At 69.3% G+C, this 4,077-nt stretch carries 4 protein-coding genes; 3 read left to right on the forward strand and 1 reads right to left on the reverse strand.

Annotated elements, in window-relative coordinates; all coding sequences use genetic code 11:
* Nucleotides 1-857: carbon-nitrogen hydrolase family protein (locus AC2W7M_RS21215; RefSeq protein WP_486134690.1), on the forward strand; the 857-nt coding region annotated here is incomplete at its 5' end.
* On the opposite strand, the gene AC2W7M_RS21220 is transcribed toward AC2W7M_RS21215, so the two are convergent.
* Nucleotides 779-1,624, reverse strand: coding sequence for a GntR family transcriptional regulator (locus AC2W7M_RS21220; RefSeq protein ID WP_486134692.1), 846 nt, complete (start codon nucleotides 1,622-1,624; stop codon nucleotides 779-781). The genes AC2W7M_RS21215 and AC2W7M_RS21220 overlap by 79 nt on opposite strands.
* A 99-nt stretch (nucleotides 1,625-1,723) precedes the next feature.
* On the opposite strand from AC2W7M_RS21220, the gene AC2W7M_RS21225 reads away from it, so the two are divergent.
* On the forward strand, nucleotides 1,724-2,689 hold the full coding sequence (locus AC2W7M_RS21225) for a Bug family tripartite tricarboxylate transporter substrate binding protein (protein WP_486134694.1): 966 nt from the start codon (nucleotides 1,724-1,726) through the stop codon (nucleotides 2,687-2,689).
* 118 nt (nucleotides 2,690-2,807) lie between these two features.
* Nucleotides 2,808-3,950: a mandelate racemase/muconate lactonizing enzyme family protein gene (locus AC2W7M_RS21230; protein ID WP_486134696.1), complete on the forward strand. Its 1,143-nt coding sequence runs from the start codon at nucleotides 2,808-2,810 to the stop codon at nucleotides 3,948-3,950.
* Nucleotides 3,951-4,077 lie beyond the last annotated feature (127 nt).

Here is a 4,077-nt window from a genome sequence, read left to right on the forward strand (position 1 = left end):
CATCGCCGCGGCGGCCGCCACCGGCGCCAGGCTGGCGGTGTTCCCCCCGAAGCGTTCATCGGCGGCTATCCCCAAGGGGGCTCGACTTCGGCTGCTGCGTCGCCGCCCGCACGGCCCGGAAAGGCCGCGCCGACTTCGCCCGCTACGTGCGCGGCGCCATCCCCGTGCCGGGGCCGGAGGTGGACCAGCTCGTCGCCGCCTGCGCCGCCCACGACATCTATGCGGTGGTGGGCGTGATGGAGCGCGACGGCGGCACGCTCTATTGCACGGCGCTCTATCTCGGCCCGCAGGGCCTGCTCGCCAAGCACCGCAAGGTGATGCCCACCGGCGCCGAGCGCCTGGTGTGGGGCTTCGGCGACGGCTCGACGCTCTCGGTGGTGGACACGCCGTTCGGCAAGCTCGGCGGCGCCATCTGCTGGGAGCACTACATGCCGCTGATGCGCGCCGCCTATTATGCCAAGGGCGTGGAGATCTGGGCCGCGCCCACCGCCGACGACCGCGAGAGCTGGATCCCCACCATGCGCCATGTGGCCATGGAGGGCCGCTGCTTCGTCATCAGCGCCTGCCAGGTGATGCGCCGCTCGGATTTCCCCGAGGACTATGCGAGCCGCATCGACGCCCAGCCCAGCGAATGGATGATGCACGGCCGCTCGGTGATCGTCGGCCCGCTCGGCGACGTGCTGGCCGGCCCGCTGCTGGACGAGGAGGGCATCCTCACCGCGGAGATCGACCTCGACGACCTGCTCGGCGCCCGGCTGGATTTCGACCCGGTCGGCCACTATGCACGGCCGGACCTGTTCAGCCTGCGCGTGAACGAGAGTGCGCACCACCCGGTGGTGGTCGAGGCGGCGGGCTGAGCCGGCGCGTGGCGCGCGCCGTCTAAACAGGACCCGCTGCGGCAGCCGGGCGTGCGCCGCCCGTCCCGGCTTCGGCGGGCCGGCGGATGCGGCCGGTGCCGTCGGCGAGGCTGGAGCAGATAGGCGCCGGCCTCCTCGATGTCGGCGACGATCTCCGCCTCGGCGCGCGTGCCGTCCTTCAGGCGGATGGCGTCGAGCGCGGCCCGGTGGTGGTCGGTGCCCTTCAGCGACACCACGTATTGCGGCACCACGAAGGACAGGATGGGCCCGCAGCGCAGCCACAGATTCTCGATCATCTCCAGAAGGATGGGGATGCCGGCCAGGGCATAGATGCCGAAATGGAAGCGCCGGTGGATGTCGAGATAGGTGTCGAGCCGGCGCTTCTCGATCATGCGGCGCATGTCCGCCAGCAGCGTCTCCAGCGCGTCCACGTCGGCGGCGCGCGCCTTCGCTGCGGCCTCGCGGGTCGCCCGGCCCTCAAGCTCGGTGCGCACCACCATGAGATCGGTCAGCGCGCTGGACCGCAGGTCCGGCACGAGGGCGGAATTGCGCGGTCCCTGGTCCAGAACCCCCTGCGCCACGAGCCGGGAAACGGCATCGCGCACCGGCGTGATGGAGGTGCCGAAGGTCTCCGCAAGCTGGCGCAGCACCAGCGCGCTGCCGGGCTCGAAGCGGCCCGCCAGCAGCGCCTCGCGCAGCTGGGCATGGGCGCGGTCCCACAGCGGCTCGCGGGCGATCCGGGAGAGGTTCTGGTCGGCAAGGTTCACGGGGTCGCCTCCTTGCGATCAGCGGACCATTCCAGATCACCGTTGACAAGTCCATCACATGTCGTTTGTTATAACAAATAACACAACGGGAGAAGCGCCATGTTCCTTCGCGTCGCGTCGGCCGCTGCGGCAGCCATGATTCTTTCCGCCGCGCCCGCGGCGGCCCAGGACAAGTTCCCCTCGCGCGAGGTGCGCCTCATCGTGCCGTGGAACGCGGGCGGCTCGAACGACATCGCGGCGCGCAAGCTGGCGCCGATCCTCGCCGAGAACGGCGTGAACATCATCGTCGACAACGTGCCCGGCGGCACCGGCACCATCGGCATGGGCCGCGTCGCCAGCGCCGCGCCGGACGGCTACACGCTGGGCATGGGCACCTCGTCGACCCTGTCCATGATCGCCCAGGGCAAGACGCCGCTGCGCAACGACCAGTTTTCCGGCATCGCCCGCATCTCCAGCGACCCGCTGATGTTGCTGGTGAACACCAACGGCCCCAAGGACATCGACGCCTTCGTGGCGCAGATGAAGGCGAACCCGGGCAAGGTCACCATCGGCACCCCGGGCAGCTACAACATCAACCACATCTTCGCGACCATGACCGCCAAGGCGGCGGGCGTGGACTATGTGAACGTGCCCTATCCCGGCGGCGCCAAGGTGATCGTCGATCTCGCCGGCGGCCAGGTGGACGCGGGCGTGCTGAAGCCGTCGGAGAGCATCAGCCAGATCAAGGCCGGCCAGGTGCGGCCGATCGCCGTGTTCGCCAACGAGCGCCTCGACGTCTTCCCCGACGTGCCGACCATGAAGGAGAAGGGCTTCGACGTGTTCCCCTACGGCCCGGTGGTGCAGATGGCCTATGTGGTGGGCCCGGCGAACATGCCCCCGGCGGTGCGCAAGACCCTGGTCGACGCCTTCCGCAAGTCGATCCAGGACCCGCGCTTCAAGGCCTTCGCGGCCGAGAACGGCGTGCTGGTGGACGACCTGACCGGCGATGCGCTCGACAAGGAAGTGAACGACGTCCAGAAGTCGCTGAATTCCGTCGCGACCCAGGTGTTCAAGGGCAAGGACTGACCGTCCCGCCCTCGGCTCCGGGCCGGCAACGCGCCGGCCCGCGCCCCCGTTTCGCGGGTAGGCTCGTCACATCGCCTGCCCCTCCCCGTCCGTCCGTTGCGAACAGAAAGAGCGCGTCGTGAGCGTCATCAAGTCCGTCAAGGCCCATGTGATGTCCTCCCCGGTGGAGAAGCCCTTCACCTCCTCGCGGGGCTGGCTCTACAAGACGCGCGGCACCTGCCTCGTGGAGATCGAGACCGCCGACGGCATCGTCGGCTGGGGCGAATGCTACGGCCCCTCGGCCGTGGCCAAGGCCTTCATCGAGACCCAGTTCGGCCCCCGCATCGTCGGCCGCGACCCGTTCGACGTGGAGGTGATCTGGGAAGACCTCTACAACCGCATCAAGGACTACGGGAACAAGGGCATGTCGATTGCCGCCATCAGCGGCATCGACATCGCGCTTTGGGACATCGTCGGCAAGAGCTGCGGCAAGCCGGTGCACAAGCTGCTCGGCGGCGCCTTCCGCACCGAGGTGGACTGCTACGCCACCGGCCTCTATTTCATCGACTTCGACAATCTGGTGGGCGAGGCGGTGGAGGAAGCCACCGGCTACGTGGACGAGGGCTTCAAGGCCATCAAGATGAAGATCGGCCTCGGCAACATCCACAAGGACTACGAGCGCGTGAAGGCGGTGCGTGACGCGGTCGGCCCAGACATCCGCCTGATGGTGGACGCGAACCACGCCTTCTCGGTGCCGGTCGCCATCCGCCTCGGCCGCAAGCTCGAAGAGCTGGACATCGAGTGGTTCGAGGAGCCCATCTCGCCGGAGGACATCGACGGCTATGTGGAGGTGGCCCGCGCCCTCGACATGGCGGTGGCCGGCGGCGAGAACGAGTTCACCCGCTGGGGCTTCCGCGACGCCATCGTGCGCAAGGCCATGGACATCGTGCAGCCGGACGTGTGCGCCGCGGGCGGCCTCTCCGAGTGCAAGAAGATCGCCGCGCTCGCCTCCACCCACGGCGTGGAGTGCGTGCCCCACGCCTGGGGCTCGGCGGTGGGCATCGCGGCGACGCTGCACTTCCTCGGTTCCCTCGCGGACCAGCCGCCGAGCCTGTTCCCCTTCGAGCCGCTGCTGGAGTTCGAGCAGTGCGAGAACCCGTTCCGCGACCATCTCGCCAAGGAGCCCATCGTGCAGGAGCGCGGCCGGGTGAAGATCCCCACCGGCCCCGGCCTCGGCATCGAGATCGACCGTTCGGTCATCGACCGCTACCGGGTGGGCTGACGCCATGCGCTTCGTCACCTTCCGGAGATGGAACGGCGCGCGCGGGCGTGCTGAAGGGCGACGGCGCGGGGGCGGACGATCAGGTCTGCGACCTCGCCCATCCCGCCATGGCGCCGGCCCCGCCCTT

The organism is Xanthobacter sp. BG11Y11_SDJG (assembly GCF_057364445.1).